Genomic DNA, 24,896 nt, shown 5'->3' on the forward strand with positions numbered 1-24,896 from the left:
AACCTTTAGGGTATATTTTTTTCTCATTTCCTGCTATACTAATGACCAGGAAATTGAGCAGCGCGAGGCGAAGGAATTGCAGGACATTGATTGGGAAAAGTTGTTAACCAGGGTTACCAAACCGGCCCGTTACCTGGGGACGGAGTGGAATGCTATTCACAAGGACTGGGAAGAAAATCCCGCCCGCATGGTTTTTGTTTACCCCGACCTTTATGAAGTAGGCATGTCCCACCTGGGCCTGGCCATCCTTTACGGCGCCGTCAATGAGCGGCCTGGGATGCTTATGGAGCGGGCCTTTGCCCCCGGGCCGGACCTGGAGGCCCTGCTGCGGGAAGAACATCTACCCCTCTTCAGCCTGGAATCCCACCGGCCCTTAACTGATTTTGACGTCCTGGGCTTTACCCTCCAGTATGAAATGAGTTATACTACAATTCTTAATATCCTTGACCTGGCCGGTATACCCCTTAAGGCTTCGGAGCGGACCCCGGAGCATCCTTTAATTATCGGCGGGGGGCCGGGGGCGGCCAACCCGGAGCCGGTGGCTCCCTTTTTTGATGCTTTTCTCCTGGGTGATGGCGAGGAGGCCTTACCCGAGCTGCTGGCGCTGGTGGACAGGTTAAAAAAAGAAGGGGCAATTAACGACCGCCGCCGGGTTTTAAAGGTCATAGCCAATCTGCCCGGCTTTTATGTACCTTCCCTGTATAAAGTAGAATATAATAGCGACGGCACCGTGGCCGCGGTAGTACCCCGGGAGGAGGGGGTACCCCAGCGAATTAGCAAGCGGGTGATCCCGGACCTGGATGAGGCCTACTTTCCCACCCGACCCATTGTCCCCTTCCTGGAGGTCATCCATGACCGCATGATGCTGGAAGTCATGCGGGGCTGCACCCACGGCTGCCGTTTTTGCCAGGCGGGGGCCATTTACCGCCCGGTACGGGAACGGGACCTCTCCATCCTCCTGCGCCAGGCGGAAGAGCTGGTGCGCCACACCGGCCACGAAGAGATATCCCTTACCTCTTTAAGCACGGCCGACTACTCCCGGGTGGAGGAGCTAGCGCGGGCCCTGGCAGCTACCTATGCTGATCAGGGCGTCAGCGTTTCCCTGCCCTCTTTGCGGGTGGATGCCTTCAGCGTCCGCCTGGCGGAAGCCGTCCAACGGGTACGTAAAAGCACCCTCACTTTTGCCCCCGAGGCGGGCAGCCAGCGCCTGCGGGATGTCATTAATAAAGGCGTGAATGAGGAAGATATCCTGACGGCCACCGGCGAGGCTTTCCGGGCCGGCTGGCAGGCCATCAAACTATACTTTATGCTGGGTTTACCCACGGAAAGGGAAGAGGATCTCCTGGGCATTGTAGACCTGGCGCGACGCATCCTGGACCAGGGGAGGAAGCTGGCGCCGGGGGGAAAACCGACGGTCACCGTCAGCGTTTCCTCCTTTGTCCCCAAGCCCTGGACGGCCTTCCAGTGGGAACCCCAGGACCGGGTGGAAGTAATTAAGGAAAAGCAAAAACTGCTGCGCTCCCACCTTAGAGGGCCGGGACTGCGCTTTAACTGGCATGAGGCAGAGGTCAGCTTTATCGAAGCCGTTCTCTCCCGGGGCGACCGGCGCTTGAGCAAGGCGATTGTGGCGGCCTGGCGCCGGGGGGCGAGATTAGAGGGCTGGTCGGAATACTTTAATTACGGCTGCTGGGAGGCGGCCTTCAGGGAAACAGGCCTGGACCCGGCCTTTTATGCCTGCCGGCTACGCCGGGAAGATGAGGTATTTCCCTGGGACCACCTGGACTTTGGGATAGCCAAGGACTTCTTACAAAGGGAACGCCGGCGGGCCTATGAGGGCCGGGTAACGGTTGATTGCCGTTCGGGGCGATGCACCGGCTGTGGCGTTTGTCCCGGTCTGGGGGTTGACCTTATCCTGAAAGGAGGGCCCCGGGATAGTGCGGTTACGGGTAAAATATAGCAAGGGGGGCCGGGCGGTTTTCCTGGGCCACCTGGAGATGCTCCGCCTGTGGCAACGGGCCATGCGCCGGGCCGGGCTTCCCCTGGCCTATAGCCACGGCTTTAACCCCCACCCGCGCCTGGCCTTCGGCCCGGCCCTGGCGGTAGGGATAGAGAGCCTGGCGGAATACCTGGACATGGAATTGACTGTGGTCCTTGACCCGGCCGAAGTCAAAGAAAAGCTACAGGCCGAGTTGCCGGCAGGTTTGGAAATCTTGCTGGTCTTTGCCATTCCCGACCAGGCACCGGCCCTGACGGCCATTATAAATGCTGCTACCTACCGGGTTGCCTGGGAGAAGCCGCCCGACCCAAAAATTTTGCAGCAGAAGGCTGAGGCGCTCCTCTCCCGCCCGGAGGTCCAGGTGAGCCGGCCGGGCAAAAATGGCGCCAGGGTCAAGGACATCCGGCCGGGTGTTTTCCAGCTGGCCGTAAAGCCGGAAGCCGCCCTGGAGATGCTCCTCGAGTGTAGCTCCCGGGGGGTTGTCCGCCCGGAAGAGGTCGTAAGTGCCATGGCCCTGGAGAGCCCCTACCGGGTAACCCGTACCGGCCTTTTTATCCGCCGGGGCGATGCCCTCCTGGCCCCCGAATCTATCGCCGCAACGGAAATAAAAACACCTGGGAAAGGGCTACTTGCAGGGGACTAGCGAGCCCTTGCACGAAAATGGAGATAGGGGAATATGGAGGATTTAATCTGGAACTGGCGTAGCCAGTTCCTATGGGAATTATAACTTCTGATTTCCTGTCTCCGACTCCCGATTTAGAGAAGGTAGAGATGGGTGAACAAAGAAATCTTAATCCAGGTTGATGCCGAGGAGACGGCAGTGGCCGTCCTGGAGGACGGCCGCTTAATGGAGATATACCTGGAAAGGGCCGCCAAAGCGCGCCTGGTGGGCAATATTTATAAAGGCCGGGTGGCCAACGTTTTACCCGGCATGCAGGCTGCCTTTGTGGATATTGGTCTAGAGAAGAACGCCTTCCTTTTTGTTGATGATACTACCGGCCTGGAAGTCCTGGAGGGCGAAATCCCCCCCCGCAGCCGGCGGCGTATAAGCGACGTCGTCCGGGAAGGCCAGGAGATCCTGGTCCAGGTGGTCAAAGAACCCCAGGGAAGCAAGGGTGCCCGGGTCACTACCCAGATTACCCTGCCGGGGCGTTACCTGGTCCTCATGCCCACGGTTAATTATATCGGCATCTCCCGCCGCATCGGCAGTGAAGAGGAAAGGGAGCGGCTGAAAACCCTGGCCCGGGCGGTTAAACCGCGCCGCGTGGGGTTAATCGTCCGCACGGCAGCCGCCGGCGCCGGCCTGGAAGAACTCCGGGAAGACAGCAGGGCCTTAAACCGGACCTGGAAACGTATTCGCGAGATGGCCCGGCGGAGCAAAGCCCCGCGGCTGCTCCACCATGATGTGGAACTCTCTTTACGTATTTTAAGGGATTTATACACGGAAGATGTCAGCAGGCTCCTGGTCAATTCCCGGGATACCTACAACAGGGTTATTGAGATCCTGGCCGAACGGGCACCAGACCTGCGGCGCCGGGTAGTGTTAAGGGATGGCGCCGATCTTTTTGCCCTCTATGGTGTACAAAATCAGGTGGAACAGGCTTTGAAGCGCAAAGTCTGGCTTAAATGCGGCGGTTACCTCGTTATTGACCAGATGGAGGCCCTGACGGCCATTGATGTTAATACGGGTAAATATGTCGGCCGCCACAACCTGGCCGACACGGTCTTGACGACAAATCTGGAAGCAGCGGTGGAAGTAGCCCGCCAGCTACGCCTGCGCAACATCGGCGGCATCATTATCGTCGACTTCATCGATATGGAAAATCCCGCCCACCAGGAGCAGGTAATAAAAGTCCTGCAAAGAGAACTGGCCCGGGATAAAACCAAAACCCAGATCCTGGGTTTTACCCGCCTGGGGCTCCTGGAAATGACCCGGAAAAAAGACCAGCTGGAACTGGGAAATGTGCTGCAGCAGGACTGCCCCTATTGTCACGGTACGGGCAAGGTCCTGTCGGAAGAAACGGTAGCCCTCCAGGCCAGGAAAAAAGTCCTGCAACTGGCCGGAGGGAGCCGGGCCAGGGCCCTGCTGGTGGAGGCCAATCCGGCTGTAGCTTCTTTGCTTATTGGCTCAGGGGGAGCCCACTTGCGCCTCCTGGAGCGGCGGGCCGGAAAAAAGCTGATCATCAAGGGCAAGGAAAATTTCCACCTGGAAGAAGTAAACGTGCGGGAACTCTTTGACCTGGACGAAATCAACAACCTGGCCACCCCCGTCAAAGCCGGCCAGGTCCTTAAAGTTACCATTGAAGGGGTGCACACGGTCAACGGCGGTGATGGCATCGCCAGGGTGGACGGCTTTGTCCTGGATATACCCGGCGGCGCATCTTACCTCGGCCAGGAAGTGCCGGTGGAGGTTACCCGGGTTTACCGCACCTTTGCCCGGGCGCGGCTCTTAGCCGATGCTTGACAGGGACTGGGAAGATGTGTTACACTGCAGAAAGCTGCACCAGAGTTTTAAACCGCTCGCCGCAGGTTTTAAAACCCTTCTAACAGGTACCTGGCGGCGGCGAGTCTTAGCTTGGAGGGATTCAGGTGTATGCCATTATTATGACCGGTGGCAAACAGTACCGGGTTAGCGAGGGCGACGTCCTCCGGGTAGAAAAGCTACCGGTAGCCGCAGGCGAAAAGGTAGTCCTGGATAAGGTGCTGGCCGTCGGCGAAGGCGCTGATTTGCAGGTAGGCACCCCTTATGTGAACGGGGCCAAAGTTACCGCTACCGTAGAGGCCCAGGGTAAGGGCAAGAAAATAATTGTTTTCAAGTACAAGCCCAAGAAAAATTACCGGCGCAAGCAGGGTCATCGCCAGCCCTATACGCGGTTACGGATTGAAAAAATTGAGATGCAATGATCCGGGTTGTCTTCTGGCAGGGAACGGGCGGGACTTTCACGGGTTTTACCGTTACCGGCCATGCCGGTTACCGGCCTAAAGGAGAGGATATCGTCTGTGCCGCCGTATCGGCCCTGGCCCAGACGGCAGTTTTGAGCCTGAAGGAACATCTGGAAGAGGAACCCGGGGTAAGCATCCAGGATGGTGTCCTGGACTGCCGATTACCGGCAGGCTTAAGCCCTGCCGGGCAGGAGAAGGCCCGGGTGATTCTCAAAACCATCGAACTGGGGCTGAAGGCTATAGCCAGCGATTACAGACAGTATGTAGCAGTAGAATATAAAAACATCTGACTTCCGAAATCTAAGGGGGTGGGCCAGATGATCATGGATTTACAGCTTTTTGCCCATAAAAAAGGTGTAGGTAGTTCCCGGAACGGCCGCGATAGTGAGGCCAAACGCCTGGGAGTAAAAAGACAGGACGGCCAGTTTGTTAAGGCCGGCAATATCCTGGTACGCCAGCGTGGTACCAGGATCCACCCGGGCCGCAACGTCGGCATTGGCAAAGATGATACCCTTTTTGCCCTGATTGACGGCGTTGTCCATTTTGAACGCAAAGGCCGCGAGAAGAAACAGGTCAGCGTTTATGCCAGCTAACAAGAACCCCTGGAAACCTCCAGGGGTTTCTGCTATGGACCGGCCCTTCAAAGCTGGTGCCCCCGCCATTGGCATGCGAAAATAATAAGGGGCGAGGTGTCTGCAATGACCTGGCAGGCCGCGGAAGTGATATCTTTACTACGCTGGCAAAGACACGACATCCTGAATCACCTCCAGGTGATCTCCGGTTATCTCCAGCTGCAAAAAAGTGACCGGGCTTTATCATATTTGCAAGAGGTAATCGTTCAGATCGAGCAGGTGGGCCGGCTCATGCGCCTGAAACAACCTGAACTGGCCCTGGCAAGCCTTCTCAAAATGGAACAGGCTGCTGCCCGGGGCATAACCTTAACAATAGCCGTACATACCGCGATGGAGAACCTGGCTGTGGATGATAAAGAGGCCCTCACCCTCTGGGAGGCCGCCTGGGACCTGGCCCTGGCCCTGGCCGGTGAGGGAAATACCCTCCAGGTTAGCCTGAGTGAGGTGGAGGAAGGCTATTACCTGTCCTTTAAAGCCGCAGTACCGGCAGCCGTCCCTGCCGGTGCAGTAAACTACCTGGCAGGCTTGGCCGGGCGCCGGCAGATACCCTTCACCTGGGAACCGGAAACCGGAGAAATGGGATTGCTCTTGAGAAGCAGGTAGTGAGGGGCCAGAACAGCCCGTGATGTTTGTCACCGCATCCTGCGACTATGTAAAAGCAAGCGGGCTGGCTTATGTTTGGAGCGAGCACAAACAAAGCCAGTAAACACGGTATTTTATGGAGGAGCCTCTCATGGCGATGAGCCGCCACCAGCGAGGGCATGAAAATGCCTGGCTGGCATTTGTCGGAAGCGAGTGAGCTTCTACCGAGTGGCGAAGCGGCCCAGGCGAAGCTGAGGGATGATAAGCGGGGCCGAGGACAGAGGGACTAAAGGCCGGATTCTAAAGGCAAGGACGCCGAATAGGCCGCCCAGAACTCACAGTAACCAAGTTACAGCAATCAGTTCTTCGGTTTATGCAGTCGCACTACCTTTGGAGTTACCTGAGTTTAGTGAGTGCTGGGCGCTCCATAAGGGCTTTGGTGCGAGCGAGACAATGCCAGCCTGCGATAGAGTTATTTTCGGAGGAGCGCTATCCCCTTGTTTTATGACGAAGCTAAAATTTACGTACGCGGGGGCGACGGCGGTAATGGCGTCGTCGCCTTCCGGCGGGAGAAATATGTCCCCCGTGGTGGCCCCAGCGGCGGCGACGGCGGCCGCGGCGGCAGCGTAATCCTGGAAGCCGATGCGTCCTTAAGAACCCTGGTCGATTTCCGCTATCGCTCCCATTACCGGGCCGAGCGGGGCCAGCACGGCCAGGGGAAAAATAAACACGGCCGCAGTGCCCCGGATCTCATCCTCAGGGTACCGGTAGGGGTGGTAGTCCGAGATGCCGCTACCGGACAGGTCCTTGCCGACCTGGTAGAGGACGGCCAGCGGGTAGTGGTGGCTGCCGGCGGCCGGGGCGGCCGGGGGAATGCTCGTTTTGTCTCGCCGACGGACCGGGCGCCTGCTTTTGCCGAAAAGGGCGAACCCGGGGAGGAACGCTGGCTGATCCTGGAGTTAAAGCTCCTTGCTGATGTCGGCCTTATCGGCATGCCCAATGCCGGCAAGTCAACCCTGCTTTCCCGTATATCCGCCGCCCGGCCCAAGATTGCCGACTACCCCTTTACCACCCTGAACCCCAATCTGGGTGTTGTCCGGGTAGGTGAAGAAAACTCCTTTGTAGTGGCCGACATACCCGGCCTGATCGAAGGTGCCCACCAGGGCGCCGGCCTGGGATTAAAGTTTTTACGCCACATCGAGCGCACCAGGGTCCTGGTCCACGTCCTCGACGTATCTTTACCGGCAGAAGAAGTCCTGCATAACTGGCAGGCTGTCAATAAAGAGCTGGAACACTACAACCCGGAACTGGCCCGGCGGCCCCAGGTAATTGCCGCCAACAAAATGGACATCCCCGGCGGGGAAGCAAAAGTGGCTTATCTTAAAGAACGCTTAAGCGAGGCTTACTACATTTTTCCCATAGCAGCTGCCACCGGTGCTGGCCTTGAGGCCCTCCTTTACCACCTGGCAGGCATGCTCAAAAACCTGCCACCGCCGGCACCTTTACTGGAACCAGGGGAAGAAAAGGTGACAACTTTTGCCCCGGAAGAGATAACAGTAACCAGGGAAGGTAATGTTTTCCTGGTCAAAAATAGAGAAATCGAGCGCCGGGTAGCCATGACCTACCTGGATAACGCCGAAGCCGTCCGCCGCCTCCAGGTTTACCTGCGGCAGAAGGGTCTTGAGGACGCCCTGCGCCGGGCCGGCGTCTTCCCCGGCGCTACGGTAAGAATAGGTAAATATGAGTTTGAGTACAGGGAAGAAAAATAAAATACCGGGCTGGCATTTGTCGGAAGCGAGCGAACCCAATGCCAGCCTGCAATAGAGTTATTCTTGAAAGGGTGACGGCCTTGACGGAGAGGGAGTGCCGCGAGGCTCTACAACAGGTCCGCAGGCTGGTAGTTAAAGTAGGCACCAGCACCCTGACCCACAGAACAGGCAAGTTAAACCTGGAACGCATGGAGCGCCTGGTCCGGGAACTGGTGGACCAGGTCAATGCCGGCCGCCAGGTAGTACTGGTTACTTCCGGGGCCGTGGGGGCCGGCATGGGTCGCCTGGGACTGAAGGAAAAACCCCGGACACTGCCGGAAAAGCAGGCCGCTGCCGCCGTGGGGCAAGGCCTGCTGATGCACATGTATGAAAAATTCTTTAGCGATTATGGCCTGCTGGTGGCCCAGGTCCTCTTAACCCGGGACGACCTGGCTGACCGCCGCCGTTACCTCAATTCCCGTCACACCCTGGCCACCCTGTTACACCTGGGCGTGGTACCCGTAGTCAATGAAAATGATACCGTAGCTGTAGACGAAATCCGGGTTGGTGATAATGATACCCTGTCGGCCCTGGTGGCCGGCCTGGTTGACGCTGATATTTTAATCCTGCTGACGGATACCGGCGGCCTTTTTACCGCCAACCCCCGCAACCACAAAGATGCCTCTTTGCTCCATTGTGTTACAGAAATTACCCCGGAAATTGAAGCCCTGGCCGGGGGGGCCGGTTCTACCTGGTCCACCGGCGGTATGGCTACCAAGCTCCAGGCCGCGCGGCTGGCCACCAGCTTCGGCATCCCGGTAGTGATCACCAGCGGGCTGGAGGGTGGAAGAATCGGCGCCGTCCTCCGGGGAGAAGCGGTAGGTACCCTCTTTCTCCCCCGGGAGCACCGCACTCATACCCGCAAGCGCTGGCTGGCCTACGGGCCGGGGACCCAGGGCCAGGTCCAGGTGGATGCCGGGGCCGTCAGGGCCATCTGCCAGGGCGGAAAAAGCCTTTTACCGGGGGGGGTGGTGGCCGTTTACGGCGACTTTGACCAGGGAGCTATTATCAGTATTATCGATCCCGACGGCAAGGAAATTGCCCGGGGTATGTCCAACTACCCGGCCGCAGCCATTCGCCGTATCCAGGGCAGGAAAACGAAGGAGATTGTCGAAATCTTAGGCTATAAAGATTACGATGAAATCGTACACCGGGATAACATGATAGTCCTGGTTTGAACTCACATCTCATATACAAAGGAGTGGCTGCCATGAATGTAGCCGCAGAAGTGCAGGCTAAGGGTAAGCTGGCGAGGGAAGCAGCGCGTACCCTGGCTAATTTAAACACGGCCAGGAAAAATGAAGCCCTACTGGCCATGGCCCGGGCCCTGGAGGAGGAAAAGGATTTCATCCTGGAGGCCAATGCCCGGGATATGGCTGCCGGCAAAGAAAAGGGCCTTTCCCGGGCCCTGCTGGACCGCCTCCTGTTAAATGAGAAGCGCATCCAGGACATGGCCGTGAGTTTGCGGGAACTGGTAGCGTTACCCGACCCTGTGGGCGAAGTTACTTCCATGTGGACGCGGCCCAACGGCCTGCAGATTGGCCGGGTGCGGGTTCCCCTGGGGGTGATCGGCATTATCTATGAAGCCCGGCCCAACGTGACGGTAGATGCGGCGGGCCTGTGTCTGAAAACCGGTAATGCCGTTATCTTGCGCGGCGGCTCGGAGGCCTTTAATTCCAACCGGGCCCTGACCCGGGTCATCAGCCGGGCGGCAACGGCCGCCGGCATACCGGAGGGGGCCATCCAGTTAATTGAGACTACTGACCGCGAAGCTGTCAACCTGTTACTCCGGGCCAATGAATACCTGGATGTCCTGATTCCCCGGGGAGGCGCCGGCCTCATCCGGACGGTGGTGGAGAACGCTACGGTGCCGGTGATTGAGACGGGTGTAGGCAACTGCCATGTCTACGTCGATGCCGCAGCCGACCTGGAGATGGCCAGAAACATCGTTATCAATGCTAAGACCCAGCGTCCCGGCGTCTGCAACGCCATGGAGACCCTGCTGGTCCACGAAAAGGTGGCGGCAGAGTTCCTGCCTTCCCTGGCGGAGGCCCTCAAGGAAAAGGGGGTTGTTTTGCGGGGGTGCGAACGCACCCGGGAACTTGTCCCCTGGGCGGAAGCGGCTACCGAAGAAGACTGGGCTACCGAATACCTGGACCTGATCCTGGCCATCCGGGTGGTCGACAGCTTTGAAGCTGCCCTGGAGCATATCCATACCTACGGTACCAAACATTCGGAGGCCATTGTCACCAGCAATTACCAGACGGCGCGGGAATTCCTGGCCCGGGTTGACGCCGCCGCCGTTTACGTCAATGCTTCTACCCGCTTCACTGACGGTTATGAATTCGGTTTCGGAGCGGAAATCGGCATCAGCACCCAGAAGCTCCATGCCCGTGGCCCCATGGGCCCGGAACAGCTCACAACTTTTAAGTATATTATCTTTGGTAGTGGACAGATCCGTCAGTAATTGTTAAAATAACAGCGTGGGGACCGGTAGGGAATGATGATCATATTTAATAACGGCCGGCAGGTAGACGTCCGTGCCGGGACCTGTGTCCCGGCACCAGCAGGGGATGAAAAAGGCAGGAAAGCAGGCTTCAATCAAGAACTGGCTTCAGCCAGTTCCCACCAGCTTTCCACCTCCAACATCCCACCTCCTACCTCCACTTTGAGGGTAGGTATTATGGGGGGAACCTTTGACCCCATTCATTTCGGTCACCTGGTAACGGCCGAAGCCGCCCGCTGGGAATTTGCCCTGGAAAAGGTGGTCTTTGTCCCTTCCGGGCGACCTCCCCATAAAAAGGACTACCGGGTCAGTGACCCGGAACACCGCTACCAGATGACGGTCCTGGCTACGGCCAGCAACCCTTACTTTGAAGTATCCCGGAGCGAGATTGACCGGGAGGGCTATTCCTATACCGTCGATACAGTATATGAGTTTCGCCGCTTTTACGGCCCGGAAGTCCAGCTTTTCTTTATTACCGGTGCCGACGCAATCCTGGAGATCTTGACGTGGAAGGATGTCGACAGGCTCCTCAAAGAGTGCCATTTTATTGCCGCCACGCGCCCCGGTTTTCAGTTGAACCGGCTAGGGGAGTCCAGACCCATGTTACCGGTTGAGGGTAGGCACCGTATTCATCTCATCGAAGTCCCAGCTCTGGCCATATCATCTACTGATATCCGCTGGCGAGTACAAAATAAAAAACCAATTAAATATTTACTCCCGGAGGCAGTAGAAGATTATATCCACCGCCAGGGGTTGTACCGGCCCCGGGACTGTGGCGTATATGAAAAGAGCTAGGACTATATACTACTACTAACATCAAAGAAGAGGTGAAGTGCATTGGTGCGTACCCTGTACGTGGGCAACCTTCCCTGGGCCACCACCGAGGAAGAACTGGCCAGGGCGTTTGCGGCCCACGGCGAAGTGTTGAGCGCGCGGATTATTACCGACCGCCAGACGGGCCGGTCCCGGGGTTTCGGTTTCGTAGAAGTTAACGATGCCGATGCCGACCGCATGATCGCCGCCATGAATGGCGCCGAACTTGGTAATCGCGTCTTAACCGTCAACGAAGCCCGGGCCCGTTCGTAAGACCCGGAGTTGAGCCTGACCTCCTATTTTTAACAAATAGGGGGTTTTTGTTAGCTGCCCGGCGGAGGTTAAAAAAGTGAAAAAGTACCTGCAACTTTTGGCAGCACGGCTGCCCGCAGGGCGTTACCGCCATAGCCTGGGTGTAGCTGATACCGCAGCCGGACTGGCAGTAAAAAACGGTGTTGACCCGGAACAGGCCCGCCTGGCGGGCCTGTTACATGATTACGCCCGGGATTTACCGCCAGGGGAACTTCTGGACCTGGCCGGGGCTGCCGGGCTCATAACCTGCGACTTGGAAAGGCGGCTACCCGTTTTACTCCATGGCCCCGTGGGAGCCCTGCTCCTGGAACGGGAGCTGGGGATAACCGATAAAGCCATTCTCCAGGCCGTGGCCCGGCATACGGTAGGGGCGCCGGGTATGACGACGCTGGATAAAATTATTTACCTGGCGGATGTCATTGAACCCGGGCGCCAGTTTGCCGGTGTCCAGGGCATTCGTAAAGCAGCGGCAACTGACCTGGAGGCGGCTTTGTTGAAGGCCTTGGAAGCCAGTATTGTTTACGTCCTGGATAAAGAACAGCCCCTCCACCCGGCCACGGTGGAGGCACGCAACTACATTTTACTGGCCAGGGGAGGTTATTGATTAATGGATGCAGCCCGGGTAGCTGAACTGGCGGCCAGGGCAGTGGTAGAAAAGAAGGGACTGGATCCGGTCATCCTGGATCTCAGGGGGATTACCCTCATTGCCGATTACTTTGTTATCACCAGCGGTACCTCGGCAACCCAGGTCCAGGCCATTGCCGGCCGGGTAGAGGAACTCCTGGATGCAGCCGGGGTAAAGCTCTTGCACCGGGAAGGCTGGGATGCTGCCCGCTGGATCTTGCTTGATTATGGCGCGGTGGTGGTACATATCTTCCAGGAAGAAGAGCGCCGTTTCTACGACCTGGAGCGCCTCTGGCGCGATGCCGGGGTGATTAAGATAGATGCCGTTTAGCACAAGATAGCTATGCCGCTGATGCGGTACCAGCAGAAGGATTAAAATAACGGGCTGGCATTTGTTTGAAGCGAGCAAAAACAATGCCAGCTTGGTACGCAGTTATTTTAGGGTAAACTTTGGGAGTGACTGGTTATGGAAGCAAGGTATAATTTTAAGGAAATTGAACCTAAATGGCAGCGCCGCTGGGAAGCAAGCGACCTTTACCGGGTAACGGAAGATAGCGACAAGCCCAAGTTTTACTGCCTGGAGATGTTTCCCTATCCTTCCGGGAATTTACACATGGGTCATGTGCGCAATTATTCCATCGGCGATGTGGTAGCCCGCTTTAAACGCATGCAGGGCTACAATGTCCTCCATCCCATGGGCTGGGATGCCTTTGGCCTACCGGCCGAAAACGCGGCCATCCACCGGGGGATCCCACCGGCCGAGTGGACGTGGAGCAATATCGCCAACATGCGCCGCCAGCTCCATGCCATGGGTATCAGCTACGACTGGGACCGGGAGGTGGCTACCTGCCACCCCAACTACTACCGCTGGACCCAGTGGCTCTTCCTGCAGATGTACAAGCACGGCCTGGCCTACCGCAAAAAGGCCGCTGTCAACTGGTGTCCTTCCTGCGCCACGGTGCTGGCCAACGAGCAGGTAGTTGACGGCGCCTGCGAGCGCTGTCATACCCCCGTTATGCGCAAAGACCTGGAGCAGTGGTTTTTCCGCATCACTGATTATGCCGAGCGGCTTTTGAGCGACCTGCAGAAGCTGCCCGGCTGGCCGGAAAAAGTAAAAATCATGCAGGAAAACTGGATCGGCAAGAGCACCGGCGCCGAGGTTATTTTCCGGGTGGAAGGCAGCGACGAGGAAATACCGGTATTTACCACCCGCCCGGACACCCTCTACGGGGTTACCTATATGGTCCTGGCCCCCGAACATCCCCTGGTAATGAAGCTGGCAGCGGGGAAACCTCAGGAAAAGGAAGTAGCTCAATTTGTTCAGGCGGCCCGCTATTTAAGCGATCTGGACCGGACGGCTACCGAGAAGGAAAAGGAAGGCGTTTTTACCGGTGCCTATGCCATAAACCCGGTTAACGACGAGCGGGTGCCCATCTGGATTGCCAACTATGTCCTTATGGAATACGGTACCGGGGCGGTCATGGGGGTACCGGCCCATGACCAGCGGGACTTCGAATTTGCCCGCAAGTACAACCTGCCGGTCAAGGTTGTTATTCAGCCCCAGGGGCAGGAACTTGACGGCGCCACCATGACGGCCGCCTACGTCGAGGACGGCATTATGGTCAACTCCGGTCCTTTCAACGGCCTGCCCAACCGGGAGGGCATCGGGAAGGTAACTGCCTACCTGGAAAGCATTGGTAAAGGTAAGGCCAGGGTGAATTACCGCCTGCGGGACTGGCTGATTTCCCGCCAGCGTTACTGGGGCGCGCCCATACCCATGATTTACTGTAACCACTGCGGCCTGGTACCAGTACCTGAAGAAGATCTGCCAGTCATCCTGCCCGAGGGGGTAGAGTTTAAACCGACAGGGGAATCGCCGTTAAAGAACTGCCCCGAGTTTGTCAACACCACCTGTCCCCAGTGCGGTGGCCCGGCGCAGCGGGAGACGGACACCATGGATACCTTTGTCTGCTCATCCTGGTATTTCCTGCGTTACACCAGCCCCCACAGCCAGGAGCGGGCCTTTGAACGGGATAAAGTAGACTACTGGATGAATGTGGACCAGTATATCGGCGGGGTGGAGCACGCCATCCTCCACCTCATGTATGCCCGCTTCTTTACCAAGGCCCTGTACGACTTTGGCCTGGTAGGGGTCGAGGAGCCCTTCCAGAACCTGCTGACCCAGGGGATGGTCTTAAAGGACGGCAGCAAGATGTCCAAATCCAAGGGGAATATTGTTAGCCCCGAGGAAATAATTGACCGCTACGGCGCCGATACCGCCCGCCTCTTTATCCTCTTTGCTGCTCCTCCCGAGCGGGACCTGGAGTGGAGCGACCAGGGGGTGGAGGGCTGCTACCGCTTCTTAAACCGGGTCTGGCGCCTGGTAGTTGCTTACGCCGGCGCCGTGCGCCAGGCCGGCGGCTCCCCGGCCTTTGAGAAACCTGCCGACCGCGAACTTTGGCGGCTCCTCCATGCCACCATAAAGAAAGTTACCGAGGATATCGAGCAGCGCTTTAACTTTAACACGGCCATCAGTGCCATTATGGAACTGGTCAACGGCTGTTACCGTTACCAGGACGCCGTCCCGGCAAATGAACAAAACCTGCCTTTGATGGGTGAGGTTTTGCGGAAGCTGGTAACTCTGCTGGCCCCTTTTGCTCCCCACATCGCCGAGGAGCTCTGGCAGGGCCTGGGGGGCCGGGAAAGCGTCCACCTGGAGCCCTGGCCGGCCTATGACCCTGAGGCCCTGGTGGAGCAGGAGGTAACCCTGGTGGTGCAGATCAACGGTAAAGTGAGGGACCGGGTGCAGGTTCCGGCGGGGCTGCCTGAAGAAGAGGTAGAGAAGCTTATTTTAAAGCGGGAAAAGGTGGCCAGTCTCCTTGCCGGCCAGCAAGTGGTTAAGGTCATCGTGGTGCCTGATAAGCTGGTCAATGTAGTGGCCCGCCGGGCGAGCTAAAGGTGGCATTTTTTTACCCATACTGGTGGAAAAATGGTCGAACTTAGGATAGAATATTGAGCGTGTGGAGCAAAAACAGAGGAGGACGGATGGGATGAGTTTTAAAAGAGTAATGGTGTTACTGTTGCTCATGTTTACTTCTTTTTTTTCTTTGAGCGGGGTGGCCTGGGCATCTGAAGGGAGTGAACTGGGTTATCTTTTGCCCTTGTGGAGCGTATTGCCCTTTGTGGGTATGCTGCTGTCCATTGCCATCTGGCCGCTGGTGAACAGCCACTGGTGGGAGCACAACATGTGGAAGGTAAGTGCGTTCTGGTCCCTGGTTTTCTTTATTCCCTTCTTAATTGCCTATGGCAGTAGAACTGCCTTCTTCCAGGCTCTGGAAGTGTATTTGCTTGATTACTTTCCATTTATCATTCTTCTCTTTGGTTTGTTTGTAGTTTCGGGAGGAATTATTCTCCGCGGGACCCTGCAGGGGAAACCAGCCGTAAACGTATTACTCCTGCTGGTAGGTACCGCCCTGGCCAGCTGGATCGGGACGACGGGAGCCAGCATGCTTTTAATCCGGCCGGTAATCCGGGCCAATGAATGGCGGCGTTACAAGGCCCATATAATTATCTTCTTTATCTTCCTTGTATCCAATATTGGCGGCTCCCTGACACCCGTGGGCGACCCGCCCCTGTTCCTCGGTTATTTAAGGGGCGTACCCTTCTTCTGGACCATGAAATTGATCGTGCCCATGGGATTCAATGTTATAATCCTTCTGGCCTTGTATTATTTCCTGGATAGTTATTTTTATCGCAAAGAAGATGTCCCTGAGCTGAAAGCCGGGCGGGATCCCCTGCGGGTCGAAGGGCTGCAGAATCTTATTTACCTGGGCATCATTGTCGGTGCGGTTATTTTAAGCGGCATCCTGGCCAAGAATCCCGCCTTCGCCGACCAGAAAACAGGTGCCCTTTACGGCATCACCCTGTACCGGCACGGTGAGGAAGCAGTGGTGCTGCCCTATACCAATATAATCCGCGATCTGGCCATTCTCCTGGCTGCTTTCCTGTCATGGAAAACTACTCCTATGGTTATTCGTAAAGATAATCGTTTTACCTGGGGTCCTATCAAGGAAGTAGCCACCCTTTTTGCCGGTATCTTTATGACCATGATCCCGGCCCTGGCCATCCTCCACGCCCGCGGCGCTGAACTGGGCTTAACCCACCCGGCTCAATTTTTCTGGGCCACGGGAGCCCTTTCCAGCTTCCTGGATAACGCTCCCACGTACCTGGTATTTTTGACTACTGCTACCAGTCTGGGAGCGGCTACTGGTGTTCCGACTACACTGGGGATAATAGCCCCCAAGATGTTAATGGCCATATCCTGTGGTGCGGTGTTCATGGGGGCTAATACTTACATTGGCAATGCTCCCAACTTTATGGTGCGGTCCATAGCGGAGGAGAACGCCATCCGCATGCCCAGCTTTTTCGGCTACATGGCCTGGTCGGTTGGTATTTTGATCCCCCTCTTTATCCTGAATACCCTGATCTTTTTCCGTTAATTGTCTTACAGGGGTGCATGCAGGATAATAGCTTATGACAGGGCCCCTTCGGGGGCGTCTTTTTTTATCTTCTGTTGGTGGTAGAATTTGGTGGCAGTGGCAGGAATAAGACGAGACGAGTCGTATTGTATTTTTATTGGTGGAAATCTCTCTTTCGAGGTGATGCACATGTGGGAATGGGACGGCCGCGTACGCTGGCTGGCTTTAGGCCTGGTGGCGGCCCTTCTCTTTGGCGCCGGCCTCCAGTACGGCCGCTGGCAGGAGCGGCAGGTGGGAGATAAACTTCCCGCGGTTGTGGCGGGGGATGAAAAGGCAGCAGGGGCCACCAGTGGCGCTAAACCTGTTGCTGCTCCGGGGGAGGCGGCTGCTGCGACGAAGCCGGCTACCATCCAGGTCCACGTGGCCGGGGCGGTGCAGAGGCCTGGCGTCTATGAACTCCCCGCAGGCGCCAGGGTTAACGAAGCCGTGAGCCTGGCGGGGTTATTACCGGAGGCCAATCCTAATGCCCTGAACCTGGCAGCGCCTTTAAATGACGGTCAGCAGGTCATTGTCCCCCGCCAGGGGGAGGAGGCAGGGCCGGTGGGCGGTAATGGTAATTTTTCCGGGCCGGGAATTTCCGGTGGGGGTACTACCGACGGTACTGTTAAGACAGGGGGTAAGGTAAATATTAACACCGCCACCCTGGCGGAGCTGGATAGTTTACCTGGTATTGGCCCTACCCTGGCTCAGCGCATCATCGACTACCGGAACCAGAAAGGCCCCTTCCGGACGATTGAAGACCTGCAAAATGTCTCCGGTATTGGCTCCAAAAAATTTGCCGATCTGAAGGATTTGATAACGGTCCAGTAGGCAGGAGAATGCTTGACATAAGGGCAGGGTAAGGATAAACTTGCTTTGTAACGTGTATCGCCAAAGGAGAGTATTACGCAATGAATGTCGTGCAGGCAGTAATCCTGGGGCTGGTCCAGGGGCTGGGAGAATTTTTGCCCATTTCCAGTTCCGCCCACCTGGTTTTGCTTCCTTGGTTTTTTCGCTGGCCCGACCAGGGCTTAACCTTTGATGTTGCCTTACACCTGGGTACGCTAATTGCCGTGGTAGCTTATTTCTGGCGAGACCTTATAGAACTGGTTATTTGCGGTTTGTTTCAACCCAGGAGCCTGGACGGCCGCCTCTTCTGGTACCTGATTGTTGCTTCCATCCCGGGGGCCATCTTTGGTTATCTCCTGGAAGACCAGGTCGGGACAGTTTTCCGTTCGCCCCTGCTCATTGCTTTAACCCTTACCTTGATGGGTATCGGCCTCTGGTGGGCCGACCGGGTAGGCCGCAAAACCCGGCAAATGGAGGATATTACCCTGGCCGACAGCATTATTGTGGGTATTTCCCAGGCCCTGGCCATTATCCCCGGCGTCTCTCGTTCCGGTATTACCATGTCCGCCGGTCTCTTGACTGGGATGAAACGCGAGACGGCAGCCCGCTTTTCCTTCCTTATGTCGGTGCCGATTATTGCCGGGGCGGCCCTGCTGCAGTTAAAGGATTTAACCCCGGCTGCTATCAACCTGCCCTTTATCCTGGGGGTCCTGACGGCAGCCGTCGTCGGCTTTTTAGCCATCAAGTTTTTGCTCCAGTACCTGCGCTATGGGAGCTACCTCCTGTTTACCTGGTACCGGATTTTACTGGCCCTTCTGGTTGTAGCCGTTTTCTGGTGGCGCCGTTAAAAACGGCAGGTTTTGCTGTCCTCAGGCATCAATACCTGATTTCTCCACTTAAAATTTATTATTGACATCGGGATTGCCGGTGATTATAATAAAAACACAGTTAAATAACGTAAGCAATGGTGCTTACGGGGCGATGAAGCCGCTATCATTTTTAAGATAGCGGCTTTATTACTATCCTAATGTTGGGAGCAAGTAAAGGCGCTAATCAGGGTGGATTAAAAGCCCCCTGGGGTAGCGCCTTTTACTTTTTAACTCTTTAACACCAGGGAGGTGGTAGCCATGGGCAAACAGGTTAGGAAGAGCTGGTAATTTTGTTTAAAAAAGTTTTGGGGAGGTAAAACCATGCAACTTTCAGGACGTGGAATCGGTCTAGTTCTCCTCGTTGTAAGCGTAATGTTATTTCTCCCTTCTGTAGCCTGGGCCGAGGAGCCGACGGCTGCCAGCAATGCGACTGCCCTTGATACCGTCTGGACTTTAATAGCTTCTTTTCTAGTTTTCATTATGCAGGCGGGTTTTGCCATGGTCGAAACCGGCTTTACCCAGGCCAAAAATGCAGCCAATATTGTCATGAAGAACCTCATCGACTTTTGTTCCGGTTCCATCATCTTCTGGCTGGTTGGCTTTGCCATCATGTTTGGCGTTGATGCCGGTGGCTTTATTGGGACCACCGGCTGGGGTACAACAGGTACCTTCGAACACCTGGGGCTGAAGATCCCCCTCTATGCTTTCCTGATTTTCCAAACTGTCTTTTGCGCTACAGCAGCTACCATTGTTTCCGGCGCTATGGCTGAAAGGACAAAGTTTGTTGCTTACCTGATTTACAGCTTTGTGATCAGTGCTGTCATTTACCCTGTAGTTGGCCACTGGGCCTGGGGCGGCGGCTGGCTATCCCAGCGCGGCTTCATCGATTTTGCCGGTTCTACGGTAGTCCATTCGGTTGGCGGCTGGACGGCCCTGGTAGGTGCGGCCATGGTAGGTCCCCGGCGCGGCAAGTTTGGCCCCGACGGTAGTGTGAGGGCTATTCCCGGCCACAGCATTACCCTGGGAGCCCTGGGTGTCTTCTTACTCTGGTTCGGCTGGTTCGGTTTTAACCCGGGCAGTACCCTTTCCGGTACCACGCCGGACATTGCCCGTATCGCCGTCACGACTAACCTGGCCGCGGCAGCAGGGGCCTTTGGCGGCCTCATCCTGCCCTGGCTGCGTTTTGGGAAACCCGATGTCAGTTTGACTCTGAACGGTACCCTGGGTGGACTGGTGGGCATTACGGCCGGGACGGCTGCCGTCAGTCCCATGGGAGCTGTGATTATCGGTTTCCTGTCAGGTTGCGTAACGGCCCTGGGGGTCGAATTTATGGATAAGGTTTTAAAGGTTGATGACCCCGTTGGCGCCGTTTCTGTCCATGCTTTTAGCGGTGCCTTTGGGACCATTATGGTCGGTCTCTTTGCCGTCGAGGGAGGCCTTTTCTACGGCGGTGGGGTTTCCCAGTTGATCACCCAGTTAATTGGCGTGGCAGCAGTTTTTGCCTGGACTGTAGTTACAGCAGCCATCCTGTTTGCCATCCTTAAAGTTACTGTAGGTTTACGGGTATCTGAGGAAGAGGAAAGCGAAGGGTTGGATATTTACGAGCACGGTATCCAGGCCTACGGTGATTTCGTCCTGCGGGGTACGCAAGTTCACTGAGGCAGGATACTGTAGTTAAATGGAAAGGCGGGAAAAAATGAAAAAGATCGAGGCCATTATCCGGCCGGCCAGGCTGGAAGCTGTGAAAGAGGCCCTGGGTAAATACGGCATCAATGGGATGACCGTAACCCATGTTACCGGTTGCGGCCTGCAAAAGGGCAAAACTGAAGTTTACCGCGGCAGCCAGTATACTATTGACTTGTTACCTAAAGTTAAGGTAGAAATTGTTGTCCTGGATAAAGATGTAGATGAGGCGATTAACCTCATCTTGAGGGAAGCCCGTACCGGTTCCATCGGCGATGGTAAAATCTTTATTTATAACATAGAAAATGCCATCCGTATTCGTACCGGTGAAATGGGTGAAGCAGCTATTTAAGGCAGAAGCTTGCCCGTGAGTTGGAGTAACGTTTTACTTTGTTGCCAGCGGTCTCAGGTTATCCCTTCGACGAGGGTGGCCGGACCGTTTTTTTATTCCTGCCCGGATATTTAAGCCTGGCAGGCAAATGGTAAAATAAAATTATAACCGCTAAAATTAAAGAAGGTGAAGTAGTGCTTAGAGTTACAGGTATCAAGATACCCGTAACTGATAAAGTGCCGGATCTGCAGGCCGCCCTTTTGCAAAAGCTCGGCATACCGCCCCGGGATTTACAGGGTTTTACCATTTACCGCCAGTCCCTGGATGCCCGTTCCCGGGAGATGATCTACTGGGTCTATACCCTGGATGCCAGAGTAAAAAATGAAAGCCGCCTGTTGAAGAAACATGCCGGCGATAAAACCATCTCCCGGGCTGCCTACCCGGTATATCAATTCGTCAAACCGGGCCGGGAAAAACTCCCGCACCGTCCCGTAATTATCGGCACCGGGCCGGCCGGTCTTTTTGCCGGGCTGCTTTTAGCCCGCACGGGTTACCGGCCCCTCCTCCTGGAAAGGGGGGCTGATGTGGATACCCGGACCAGGGTGGTGGCCCGCTTCTGGCAGGAAGGCCACCTGGATCCCGGCTGCAACGTTCAGTTCGGCGAGGGCGGGGCCGGCACTTTTTCTGACGGCAAGCTGACGACTTTAATTAACGATCACCGCTGCCGCTTCGTCCTGGAGGAACTGGTGCGATGCGGGGCGCCGAAGGAAATCCTTTATTATTACCGGCCCCACATCGGCACCGATATCCTGCGGCTTGTAGTTAAAAATATGCGTAACGAAATAACCCGCCTGGGGGGAGAGGTTCATTTCAACACCCAGATTACTGATATCGCTACAGGAGACAATCGCCTGCAAGGCCTGGTTATAAATGGTACGGAAAAGCTACCGGCAACGGTGGCCGTTCTCGCCTGCGGCCACAGTGCCAGGGATACCTTTAAATTGCTGGTAGAGCGAGGGGTGCAGGTTGGCCCCAAACCCTTTTCTATCGGGGTACGCATTGAACATCCCCAGGACCTGATTAATGTTGCCCAGTACAAGCAATTTGCCGGCCTGGAGGGATTGGGACCGGCCGACTATAAACTGGCCTACCACGCACCCGATGGCCGCTCGGCCTATACTTTCTGCATGTGTCCCGGGGGTACCGTGGTGGCTGCCGCCTCGGAACCTGGCGGTGTGGTGACTAACGGTATGAGCACCTACGCCCGGGATGGGGAGAATGCCAACAGCGCCCTGCTGGTGGGAGTGACGCCGGAGGACTTTGGCGACGAGCACCCCCTGGCCGGCGTCGAGTTCCAGCGCCGCTGGGAACGCCTGGCTTTCCGGCTGGGAGGGGAAAATTACCATGCCCCGGTCCAGCTGGTGGGCGACTTCCTGGCCGGGCGGCCTTCGGAACAACTGGGCCAGGTGAGGCCCACTTATCGCCCGGGGGTAACCCTCCAGGATTTAAAAAAATGCCTGCCTGCCTATGTAGTGGCAACCTTAAGGGAAGCCATAACCGTATTTGACCGCAAGGTTTACGGCTTTGCCCTGCCGGAAGCGGTATTGACCGGCGTAGAAACCCGGAGTTCTTCCCCGGTACGCATCTGGCGCGATGAAAATTATGAGGCCAGTACCGGGGGCCTGTACCCGGCTGGCGAGGGGGCGGGGTACGCCGGGGGCATTGTCTCCGCCGCCGTCGACGGCCTTAAGGTGGCCGAAGCCATCATCAGCCGCTACCGGCCGCTAGAGTAGCTGCCCTTCGACGGCCTGGATCCCCGGTCGAAAAGGGAAAACATCCAGGGCGGGTATGATCCTGCTGCAGGGCAGCCCCCGGGAAATCTTTGCCCGGCCGGATATCTTACGCCAGGCCAACCTGGAACCGCCCCTCCTGGTGGAACTCTTTGCCCATCTTTCCCGGGAAGGGAACAAAAAAGGTCGCCTGCCTAGAAGGCTAGGAGCCTTTTTTACTGCAGCTCCTTATTGCTATCACTGCTTAATCAGGGGTCTGGCATGGTCAAGATAATTATCGGCGCTTTGCGACGTAAACGTTCCTGGACCCGGGGCCGCCGGGCGGTGATATCTACTGTCCGGGCCGGCTTTTGAAACCAGCAATTTTATCACTGTAACTATTAGAATAGCCAATAAATGGATTTAGTATTTAAATTTTACTATCAAAGGCTGGGGTACTATCATTATTGATAAAATCGGTTTGCAACAAGGAGGTTTTAATTTATGAATCAGGTATCCCAGTCCATGTCGACAGTACTATCTAAAAGCAGTAGTTTCAAGAGTTTTACAGTTTTATTGCCAGGTTTAACTCTTGCTGCAGCAGTGGCGGTGGTTGCCCTTTATTTAGGTCAATTCAGTATAATTATCAATGATGTTATTATTGCCATTATTGCTGGGGCATTGATACGCAATACAAAAGGAATTTCCTCAACGTTACAACCAGGTCTGAATTTTTGCCTTAAACGAGTTTTACGCCTGGCAATCATCCTCCTCGGCATGCAACTGAGCTTCCAGCAGGTTGTCAATACTGGTATCCAGTCGCTGCTGGTCATCATATTTGTAGTTATAATAGCTATACCCGTTACGTACTTTATCGGGCGCAGGCTAGGGTTAAAAAAAGAAATGAGCCTCCTTATCGGGGTAGGAAGTGCTATTTGCGGTGCTACAGCAGTCCTAGCTACAGGACCTGCTGTCCGGGCAAAGGAGAGGGATATCGCCCTGGCTGTAGGTACGATCTTTATTTTTAATACCATAGCTTTAATTGTTTACCCCATAATTGGCAATATATTACATTTATCTGATATCACTTATGGTACCTGGACCGGTGTGGCAGTCCAGGACGTTTCTTCGGTGGTAGCTACGGGCTTCGCCTATAGTGCTCAAGCGGGGCAAATTGCGACGGTAGTTAAACTTACCAGGACTGTGTTTATAGTGCCGGTAGTGTTTTTAGTAAGTCTAATATTTTCCTGGCAGTTGCACCAGACCAGTCGTAATGAAGAAGCGAAAAAGATTTCTTATGCTAATATTTTTCCCTGGTTTGTCCTCGGTTTTTTGCTGATGGCTGTCTTCAATTCCATGGGGCTTTTTTCCAGTAAGGTTACGGCTATTGTTAATCCCCTTACCCATTACTTAATCTTGATGGTCATGGCCGCAGTAGGTGCTGATCTTAACTTTGCAGAAATGAAAAAAGTAGGTTTCAATTTCCTTTATGCCGGCCTGAGTGGTATGTTAATCATGTCGGTGTTGAGCTTTGCACTGATCCGGAGGTTAGGTATATAGAAGGGTAGTTGAAAAAGGAATTACAGGCTGCCCGGAGAATATCTAAGGGTAAGAGGTGCATAGAAATGTATGACCCCCGGTTGAAAACTTTTGTTACTGTAGCTACTTTAAAAAGTTTTTCCCGGGCAGCCCGGATCTTGTTTTTGAGCCAACCCACAGTAAGCCTTCAGATTCAGAGTTTGGAGGAGCAATATGGTCTACCTCTACTTAACCGTGAAGGTAAAGAAATTACCTTGACCCAGGCTGGTGAATTGCTCTATCAATATGCCAGCGAAATAATAGGCCTTTCTCTGGAAGCAGAAACAGAAATTATTAAGCTAACTGGCCGTCTTAAAGGGAAATTGGTTATAGGGGCCACCATGACCATTGGCGAATATGTACTGCCGAAAATTGTGGGTAGCTTCAAACAACAATACCCTGAAGTAGAGATCCTAATGGAGGTTGGTAATACGGAACGGATAGTCCGCCTAGTGAATCAGGGGCGTTTTGACCTGGGGATTATTGAAGGGCCAATAAAAAATTATCACCTGGTGAAGGAAAAGTTTATGGAAGACGAATTAGTTCTGATTGTACCTCGGGGACACCCCTGGACGGAGTTAGAAGCGGTACACTTTGAGGAACTTTGTAATGCGCGCCTAATTTTACGGGAGCCTGGTTCTGGTACCCGCCAGGTTTTGGTGGAAGCGCTACTTAGCCGAGGAATAAAGTTAAGTCAACTCAATGTTTATATGGAATTAGGTAGTACCGAAGCCATTAAAGCCGCTGTAGAAGTCAATTTAGGAGTATCAATCCTGTCGAAAATGGCTATTGTAAAAGAGCTACGGTTAGGTAGTTTACAAACGGTAGCAATAAAAAATTTACGTATCATGCGCACCTTTGATTTTATTTACCAGGAAAATTATCTTACGGGACTGGCGAAAGAGTTTATCGAGTTTTGTTTAAAATGGTGCAGCAATTAAGGCCTGAAATATGAGTACCTGAATATAGAAAGGGCTTATAACATCAAGCTCTCGTTTTAACAGTTTTTCCAGCAGCCAGATCGGGAGGCCGCGGAACAGTATCTTAAGCTTTGGTATTACTGGGTTACCCATTCCAGGTTGAC

The 24,896-nt window shown here is 55.2% G+C and carries 24 protein-coding genes and 1 other annotated feature; all 24 genes read left to right on the forward strand.

Annotated elements, in window-relative coordinates; all coding sequences use genetic code 11:
• Positions 1 to 76 precede the first annotated feature (76 nt).
• The 24 genes from MOST_RS02795 (at position 77) to MOST_RS02910 (ending at position 24,753) form a co-directional block, all read left to right on the forward strand.
• Positions 77 to 1,957 (forward strand): TIGR03960 family B12-binding radical SAM protein, encoded by a 1,881-nt coding sequence (locus MOST_RS02795; RefSeq protein ID WP_054936259.1) that lies wholly within the window; start codon positions 77 to 79, stop codon positions 1,955 to 1,957.
• Complete coding sequence (locus MOST_RS02800) at positions 1,935 to 2,639, forward strand: TIGR03936 family radical SAM-associated protein (RefSeq protein ID WP_054936258.1); 705 nt, start codon at positions 1,935 to 1,937, stop codon at positions 2,637 to 2,639. Before MOST_RS02795 ends, MOST_RS02800 begins: the two co-directional genes overlap by 23 nt.
• A 132-nt stretch (positions 2,640 to 2,771) precedes the next feature.
• Positions 2,772 to 4,460 (forward strand): Rne/Rng family ribonuclease, encoded by a 1,689-nt coding sequence (locus tag MOST_RS02805; protein ID WP_054936257.1) that lies wholly within the window; start codon positions 2,772 to 2,774, stop codon positions 4,458 to 4,460.
• A 40-nt stretch (positions 4,461 to 4,500) separates the two neighbouring features.
• Positions 4,501 to 4,577, forward strand: a sequence feature (ribosomal protein L21 leader region).
• 8 nt (positions 4,578 to 4,585) lie between these two features.
• Complete coding sequence (rplU, locus tag MOST_RS02810) at positions 4,586 to 4,900, forward strand: 50S ribosomal protein L21 (RefSeq protein ID WP_054936256.1); 315 nt, start codon at positions 4,586 to 4,588, stop codon at positions 4,898 to 4,900.
• Positions 4,897 to 5,229, forward strand: coding sequence for a ribosomal-processing cysteine protease Prp (locus MOST_RS02815; RefSeq protein WP_054936255.1), 333 nt, complete (start codon positions 4,897 to 4,899; stop codon positions 5,227 to 5,229). The genes rplU and MOST_RS02815 overlap by 4 nt, the downstream gene beginning before the upstream one ends.
• A gap of 33 nt (positions 5,230 to 5,262) precedes the next feature.
• The gene (gene rpmA / locus MOST_RS02820; protein WP_054936379.1) at positions 5,263 to 5,532 is read left to right on the forward strand and encodes a 50S ribosomal protein L27; all 270 of its coding nucleotides are present in this window, start codon (positions 5,263 to 5,265) and stop codon (positions 5,530 to 5,532) included.
• 105 nt (positions 5,533 to 5,637) lie between these two features.
• Complete coding sequence (locus MOST_RS02825; protein ID WP_054936254.1) at positions 5,638 to 6,174, forward strand: Spo0B domain-containing protein; 537 nt, start codon at positions 5,638 to 5,640, stop codon at positions 6,172 to 6,174.
• Positions 6,175 to 6,650: 476 nt separating this feature from the next.
• The gene (gene obgE, locus MOST_RS02830) at positions 6,651 to 7,922 is read left to right on the forward strand and encodes a GTPase ObgE (RefSeq protein WP_054936253.1); all 1,272 of its coding nucleotides are present in this window, start codon (positions 6,651 to 6,653) and stop codon (positions 7,920 to 7,922) included.
• A 38-nt stretch (positions 7,923 to 7,960) separates the two neighbouring features.
• Positions 7,961 to 9,139 (forward strand): glutamate 5-kinase, encoded by a 1,179-nt coding sequence (gene proB, locus MOST_RS02835; RefSeq protein WP_054936252.1) that lies wholly within the window; start codon positions 7,961 to 7,963, stop codon positions 9,137 to 9,139.
• A 32-nt stretch (positions 9,140 to 9,171) separates the two neighbouring features.
• Positions 9,172 to 10,428: a glutamate-5-semialdehyde dehydrogenase gene (locus tag MOST_RS02840; RefSeq protein WP_054936251.1), complete on the forward strand. Its 1,257-nt coding sequence runs from the start codon at positions 9,172 to 9,174 to the stop codon at positions 10,426 to 10,428.
• A gap of 216 nt (positions 10,429 to 10,644) precedes the next feature.
• Positions 10,645 to 11,262 carry a nicotinate-nucleotide adenylyltransferase gene (gene nadD / locus MOST_RS02845; protein WP_054936378.1) on the forward strand — a complete coding sequence of 206 codons (618 nt, stop codon included), beginning with the start codon at positions 10,645 to 10,647 and terminating at the stop codon, positions 11,260 to 11,262.
• A gap of 45 nt (positions 11,263 to 11,307) precedes the next feature.
• The gene (locus MOST_RS02850; protein ID WP_054936377.1) at positions 11,308 to 11,553 is read left to right on the forward strand and encodes an RNA recognition motif domain-containing protein; all 246 of its coding nucleotides are present in this window, start codon (positions 11,308 to 11,310) and stop codon (positions 11,551 to 11,553) included.
• Between the two features lie 76 nt (positions 11,554 to 11,629).
• Positions 11,630 to 12,196: a bis(5'-nucleosyl)-tetraphosphatase (symmetrical) YqeK gene (gene yqeK, locus MOST_RS02855; RefSeq protein WP_054936250.1), complete on the forward strand. Its 567-nt coding sequence runs from the start codon at positions 11,630 to 11,632 to the stop codon at positions 12,194 to 12,196.
• Between the two features lie 3 nt (positions 12,197 to 12,199).
• A complete protein-coding gene (rsfS, locus tag MOST_RS02860) occupies positions 12,200 to 12,547 on the forward strand; it encodes a ribosome silencing factor (RefSeq protein WP_054936249.1) in 348 nt (115 codons plus the stop codon).
• A 135-nt stretch (positions 12,548 to 12,682) separates the two neighbouring features.
• Positions 12,683 to 15,172 (forward strand): leucine--tRNA ligase, encoded by a 2,490-nt coding sequence (gene leuS / locus MOST_RS02865; protein WP_054936248.1) that lies wholly within the window; start codon positions 12,683 to 12,685, stop codon positions 15,170 to 15,172.
• Positions 15,173 to 15,266: 94 nt separating this feature from the next.
• Positions 15,267 to 16,715 (forward strand): sodium:proton antiporter, encoded by a 1,449-nt coding sequence (locus MOST_RS02870; protein WP_054936247.1) that lies wholly within the window; start codon positions 15,267 to 15,269, stop codon positions 16,713 to 16,715.
• Between the two features lie 168 nt (positions 16,716 to 16,883).
• Positions 16,884 to 17,564: a ComEA family DNA-binding protein gene (locus tag MOST_RS02875; protein WP_054936246.1), complete on the forward strand. Its 681-nt coding sequence runs from the start codon at positions 16,884 to 16,886 to the stop codon at positions 17,562 to 17,564.
• 80 nt (positions 17,565 to 17,644) lie between these two features.
• Entirely contained in the window at positions 17,645 to 18,430 is a 786-nt protein-coding gene (gene uppP, locus MOST_RS02880) for an undecaprenyl-diphosphatase UppP (RefSeq protein WP_054936245.1), read from the forward strand.
• Between the two features lie 393 nt (positions 18,431 to 18,823).
• Positions 18,824 to 20,110, forward strand: coding sequence for an ammonium transporter (locus MOST_RS02885; protein WP_244266998.1), 1,287 nt, complete (start codon positions 18,824 to 18,826; stop codon positions 20,108 to 20,110).
• Positions 20,111 to 20,147: 37 nt separating this feature from the next.
• Positions 20,148 to 20,486 (forward strand): P-II family nitrogen regulator, encoded by a 339-nt coding sequence (locus tag MOST_RS02890; protein WP_054936376.1) that lies wholly within the window; start codon positions 20,148 to 20,150, stop codon positions 20,484 to 20,486.
• A gap of 173 nt (positions 20,487 to 20,659) precedes the next feature.
• Entirely contained in the window at positions 20,660 to 22,258 is a 1,599-nt protein-coding gene (locus MOST_RS02895) for an NAD(P)/FAD-dependent oxidoreductase (RefSeq protein WP_054936243.1), read from the forward strand.
• 55 nt (positions 22,259 to 22,313) lie between these two features.
• Positions 22,314 to 22,529: a hypothetical protein gene (locus MOST_RS02900; protein ID WP_054936242.1), complete on the forward strand. Its 216-nt coding sequence runs from the start codon at positions 22,314 to 22,316 to the stop codon at positions 22,527 to 22,529.
• A gap of 209 nt (positions 22,530 to 22,738) precedes the next feature.
• Entirely contained in the window at positions 22,739 to 23,794 is a 1,056-nt protein-coding gene (locus MOST_RS02905; RefSeq protein ID WP_054936241.1) for a YeiH family protein, read from the forward strand.
• Positions 23,795 to 23,859: 65 nt separating this feature from the next.
• Positions 23,860 to 24,753, forward strand: a complete 894-nt coding sequence (locus tag MOST_RS02910) for a selenium metabolism-associated LysR family transcriptional regulator (protein ID WP_083476538.1) — start codon at positions 23,860 to 23,862, stop codon at positions 24,751 to 24,753.
• Positions 24,754 to 24,896 lie beyond the last annotated feature (143 nt).

It is taken from the genome of Neomoorella stamsii (assembly GCF_002995805.1).
Taxonomy (GTDB): domain Bacteria; phylum Bacillota; class DSM-521; order Neomoorellales; family Neomoorellaceae; genus Neomoorella; species Neomoorella stamsii.

Coding starts and splice junctions, on each gene's coding strand:
- MOST_RS02910 (WP_083476538.1), top strand. CDS start 23,860: ATGTATGACCCCCGGTTGAAAACTTTTGTTACTGTAGCTACTTTAAAA.
- MOST_RS02875 (WP_054936246.1), top strand. CDS start 16,884: ATGTGGGAATGGGACGGCCGCGTACGCTGGCTGGCTTTAGGCCTGGTG.
- nadD (WP_054936378.1), top strand. CDS start 10,645: ATGGGGGGAACCTTTGACCCCATTCATTTCGGTCACCTGGTAACGGCC.
- rsfS (WP_054936249.1), top strand. CDS start 12,200: ATGGATGCAGCCCGGGTAGCTGAACTGGCGGCCAGGGCAGTGGTAGAA.
- MOST_RS02840 (WP_054936251.1), top strand. CDS start 9,172: ATGAATGTAGCCGCAGAAGTGCAGGCTAAGGGTAAGCTGGCGAGGGAA.
- leuS (WP_054936248.1), top strand. CDS start 12,683: ATGGAAGCAAGGTATAATTTTAAGGAAATTGAACCTAAATGGCAGCGC.
- MOST_RS02885 (WP_244266998.1), top strand. CDS start 18,824: ATGTTATTTCTCCCTTCTGTAGCCTGGGCCGAGGAGCCGACGGCTGCC.
- MOST_RS02890 (WP_054936376.1), top strand. CDS start 20,148: ATGAAAAAGATCGAGGCCATTATCCGGCCGGCCAGGCTGGAAGCTGTG.
- MOST_RS02870 (WP_054936247.1), top strand. CDS start 15,267: ATGAGTTTTAAAAGAGTAATGGTGTTACTGTTGCTCATGTTTACTTCT.
- MOST_RS02900 (WP_054936242.1), top strand. CDS start 22,314: ATGATCCTGCTGCAGGGCAGCCCCCGGGAAATCTTTGCCCGGCCGGAT.
- MOST_RS02905 (WP_054936241.1), top strand. CDS start 22,739: ATGAATCAGGTATCCCAGTCCATGTCGACAGTACTATCTAAAAGCAGT.
- MOST_RS02815 (WP_054936255.1), top strand. CDS start 4,897: ATGATCCGGGTTGTCTTCTGGCAGGGAACGGGCGGGACTTTCACGGGT.
- proB (WP_054936252.1), top strand. CDS start 7,961: ATGCCAGCCTGCAATAGAGTTATTCTTGAAAGGGTGACGGCCTTGACG.
- MOST_RS02825 (WP_054936254.1), top strand. CDS start 5,638: ATGACCTGGCAGGCCGCGGAAGTGATATCTTTACTACGCTGGCAAAGA.
- rpmA (WP_054936379.1), top strand. CDS start 5,263: ATGGATTTACAGCTTTTTGCCCATAAAAAAGGTGTAGGTAGTTCCCGG.
- uppP (WP_054936245.1), top strand. CDS start 17,645: ATGAATGTCGTGCAGGCAGTAATCCTGGGGCTGGTCCAGGGGCTGGGA.